Source organism: Aquitalea sp. FG25, from assembly GCF_057809375.1.
Window position 1 is genome coordinate 1 of the sequence record NZ_JBMDJV010000055.1, and the last position, 4,260, is coordinate 4,260.

Below are 4,260 nucleotides of genomic sequence, written 5' to 3' on the forward strand. Positions count from 1 at the left end.
TAAAAATGTTAGTTGCTTAAAGCCCCGACCTCTGAATTTTTGCGCATCGTCACCATCAAGATTCCCAACTTTCCAGTTATAGCTGTTTGCTATTTTTATTCCCTTGCTGTTGTATCTTTCTCTGGCAAAAAATTCTGATTTTTCATTGGGCTCTCGCCCCCACCAATGCCCATGGTCTATTTCGTACTGTTGCAAGGATTCTTTTACCAGGCCTAGCCCTATTTTTTTGCTGTAATCCTGATGCTGAGCAACTTCGGTCATATTGCTCAGTTGAGTACATTCGACACAGCCTTGGCCAAAGAAATGGATGGTTCTTCTTCCATAATCAAAACCGTACTTGCTCACTGTTTGATTGATGGCATTTTTATATCTGGTAATCAGGTGTTGTGGTGTAATTTTCGGCCTGCTTTTATCTATTATCGGGATGAAGATATTTTCCATCTCGAAACTGCCAAACCATTTGCACTTGCGAAATACTTGGATAAATTCACGTGGGTGGAAGTGCCAGATGTTGTCATCCAGTGATCGGTCGTGATGCGTTTCTTCATTCGGGTAGTACATTTTGTGGGTCATTACCCCGGTTCTGTGCTTTATTTTCTCCCAAAAACACAGAATCTTTATTTTTTCTTTTAACAGATCAAAGGCCTTGTCCGACATGGCTTCGGATTTTGGGTTGAGGTAGCTTGCCTTTTTCATCCAGCCATAGCGTTCTTCAATTTTTGTGCCATCCCACTCGCTTTTGAATTGGCAAATTAATCTGGATAGTGTGTTTGTCTTGGCAGAAAACGCGGCGACCAGTTTTTGCTTGGTTTTTTCTTGTTCCTTGGGGAGTAGCAGCTGCTGGATATAGGCGGAATGGCATAGTCCGTCACGGGTCTTGTCATCATCTACGAAATGCCAGCCCAGCCAGTGTGGAAAGTCTGCATCGCTGTATTTCTTGATTTTTTCGTCTCGAATATTGATCCAGACCAGTCCCTGTGGCGTGGTGATTTGCTGGTAAATGCTGGCGTGTGCCGGAAGTTCGCGGTTGTGGCTCTTTGAAATCAGGCGACCGTAACGAAGATATTCATAAATCGTGCTTAGGCTTGCCTCTAGAATTTCTTTACTTAAACTTTTTGCATTTTCATACATCTCAGTATCATAATTTCTCCAGGACGGTGGAATTGTTTTGTTTGACAGGGGTGTAAATGTACCGTTGTCTAAAATACGGGTGGTCAGTGTTGCAGCGCGGTGGCCAATTTCCATGGTGACGTACAGGTCTTGCGTGGTGGTGCCCGCTGGTTTGCTCTGGCCTTTGGGAGCTTTGTCTCCGCTGTAGTAGGCTGTTCCTTGCGGAATGTAAAAATGGCTATCGCCAAAAATGATGTTTTCTCTGCCGTTTTTACTTAAGTCCAGCTTGCCGCTTGTGCGACCAGTCAGTCTTCTCAGGTTTTCGGTATTGCAGAATATTTCAAAATGAAAACCGCTCATTCCACCGGTATAGCCCGCTTTGCCGATAACTTGCTTGCGGGCCAGTATTTTTCCCTGCTGGAATGCAATCATCACTTCCGGGCTTAATTTGCCGAGGTTTTGATAAACCGAATAAAAAACAACGTATCCATCCCGGCCACTACCTATTTCTGTTTCATGCCGCATCACTACGCAGCCGGGGGTGTCGAGTCCATTTCGTCGTAAGGGCGAGTTTTCATCCGGATTCAGTTCCCCAGGGCCACAGTCTCGGTAATGAAGGACATAGCCATTGGCAATGGCACGGACATTGTTTTGTTCACCGCTGCCGGAGAGTTGCACATGCATGCCGCCGTGCCACTCGAATTGACTGGTTACCGGATAGCCACCCAGGGTGGTGGAGGGTAATAAGGCGTTTAGCCATTCGCTGTCCGGCATCTCATGCTGGGCTTGCTTCAGGGTGGGTGGGCTGATATTCATCGGTCACTCCGTCATTACAGTGAAAGGCCTTTGTTTGGCAGTAAATCGGTTTGCGGAAAGCTGTCGTCTTCGTGCTCCAGCCCCGCCTTCCCCTCATTACTCAGCGTGCCGTGCAGCTTGATATCCCCAAACACTTCAACCCCCTTGGCGCTGATGCGGATGCCATGGCCGCCTGCTGCCAGTTCGATGCTGTCGTGCCCGGCTACGGTAATGTGCTGGTTGCTGTTCAGCCGCAGTGCTTTGGCGGCTGACACCGCCAGCGGGCCGCCTTGCGCCTGAATATCCACGCTGCCCTGGTTGGCATAGAGACGTGCGCCGCCGCTGCGGGCAAACAGGCTGATGGCGCCGTTGGCGTTGTGGCGGATGTCGCCCAGTGCCGCCTGGCTGATGTGCTGCCCGGCGGTGACGGCGTACGTGGCACCGGCGGATTGCTGGATGGTGTGCGGGGTGGTGAGGCCGATGCCGGCCGGGGCGCTGATCAGGATGCCGGCCTGTGCCAGTTGTTTGAGCGACTGTTGCAGCAGATCCACCTGGGCCTGGACATCCGGCGGCAGGGCGGTGGCGGTGGTCGCAGCGTCGGCCAGGGCTTTGGCCAGCCGGTTGGCCTGTTCCAGCTGATGCAGCGCTGCGGTCATGTCTAGTTGGGCGGTGGCGGCGACGGCGTTGGCTTCTGCGCTGATGAGCAAGCCTTTGCCGGCGCGGATGGCACCCCAGTGGTCGGTACGCAGCTCAAACCCTTCGCCGCGTGGCGCGCGGGCGGCATCCACCAGATGGCCGATATTCAGCTGGCTTTTACCGTATTCGCTGGCCAGCTTGATGTGTTCCTTGCCCTGCAAATCCTCCATGCGCAGCTTGTTGTTGGCCTTGGTGCGGATGACGTTGCGGCTGTGCCATTGGCTGGTGATGTGGTCTGGCCGCTCGCTGTCGTGGGTGATGGCGGCGATATAGGGCGCATCCGGGTCGCCATCGCTGAAGGCGAGGTGGACGATGGTGCCGGCGTGGATGGGCATGTGGAAGCCGAATTGCCGCCCGGCAAACGGTTTGGCCAGCCGTACCGCGCGCGAGTCCCCGCCGGGGCTCCAGCTGTCCAGGTCGAACAGGAAGCGCACGCGGTAGCGGCCATGCTCGTCGAGGAAGGGGTAGTGGTAGCTGTTATTGCCCGGGCTCACCACCATGGCGGGCAAGGTGCCGTGGATGCGCGGTTTGGGAGGTAGGGCTGGCCGCCAGACGCGATCTGCCGGAATGGCGTGGAAGCTGTTCTGGTACGCGCTATCGCGGCTGCCGCTGTGGGTCACCGCAGTGATCAGCCAGCCGTGCGGGGCATCGGCAAAGGCGCGCTCCAGCTTCAGCACTGCGCCCGCTTGCAGCCAGCTGACAGTGCTGTCGCCGCTGGCCATGCATTGCCGGCTGACCGAAAGATCGTGACGGATTTGCGCCAGCCGGGTGGATTCTGCGTCATCGCGATTGCCATCGCCCCAGTCATAGTCCTCGCCATGGGCGGCAGGCACCTCGCCGGCAAACCCGGCATTGCCATCGGGCAGTTGACTGGCGGCCATGTCGTTGAAGTTGCGTCGCCGCGTACTGTGTAGCATCGGACTGTGCCGGATGCTGAAGGCGGTGACCGCCTCGGTGCCGACACTTTCCAGCCCTGCGTGCTCGCGCAGGGCGATTGGGTGCAGATTGCTGCGGCTATAGTGCTCCAGGTCGTTGCCAAACAGGATGACATCCTTGCCGTCGCTGGATTGGCTGAACTGATAGAAGATGCCGGCATGCGCGGCCAGGCGGCTGAGGAAGGCCAGATCGGTTTCGCGAAACTGGGTGAGGTGCTCGTACACGGCTTGCGGGCCGGTCAGGTTGAAGCGGAAATCACTGCCCGTCAGCCCATGCTGGCGCAACAGCGCTTCGATCACCTGCGCCACTGTCATGTTCTGGAACAGGCGGGTGGTGCGACTGTCCTGCAGCAGGGCCAGGCGCGGGAAGATGTCGAAGGTGTACAAGGTTTCTTCCCGGCTGCTGCGGCCGCGCTGCGTCTGACGCACCACGCCGTGCCAGCTGCGCTGTCCTGTCAGATCGCCGAGCAGCGGCGCGAGACCGGGAATGGAAAGCGGCGGTGCGGTGGATTGCGGCGTGATGGTGAAGGTAACCGGTTGGCCGATCAGCAGGGCGAGGGGCAGGTCGCTGTTTGGCAATGTCACCGCCACGCTGAGGTGGTAAGGGCTATCCAGCGCTTCTGTGATGTGAAAGGAATGCACCGATGGGGCGAGCTGGAAGCGGGTGGGGAAGGCGAGATGGTAGGGATTGCGCATGTACAGGGGCCTGGGGTGGGTCAGATGG

General features: G+C 56.2%; 2 protein-coding genes. Both read right to left on the bottom strand.

The window, feature by feature from the left end:
* Window positions 1-1,926 (bottom strand): hypothetical protein (locus ACODR9_RS24195; RefSeq protein ID WP_488813219.1); only part of this gene is annotated, 1,926 nt, incomplete at its 3' end.
* Window positions 1,927-1,940: 14 nt separating this feature from the next.
* The coding region (locus tag ACODR9_RS24200) for a type VI secretion system Vgr family protein (RefSeq protein WP_488813221.1) at window positions 1,941-4,260 on the bottom strand (2,320 nt) is incomplete at its 5' end.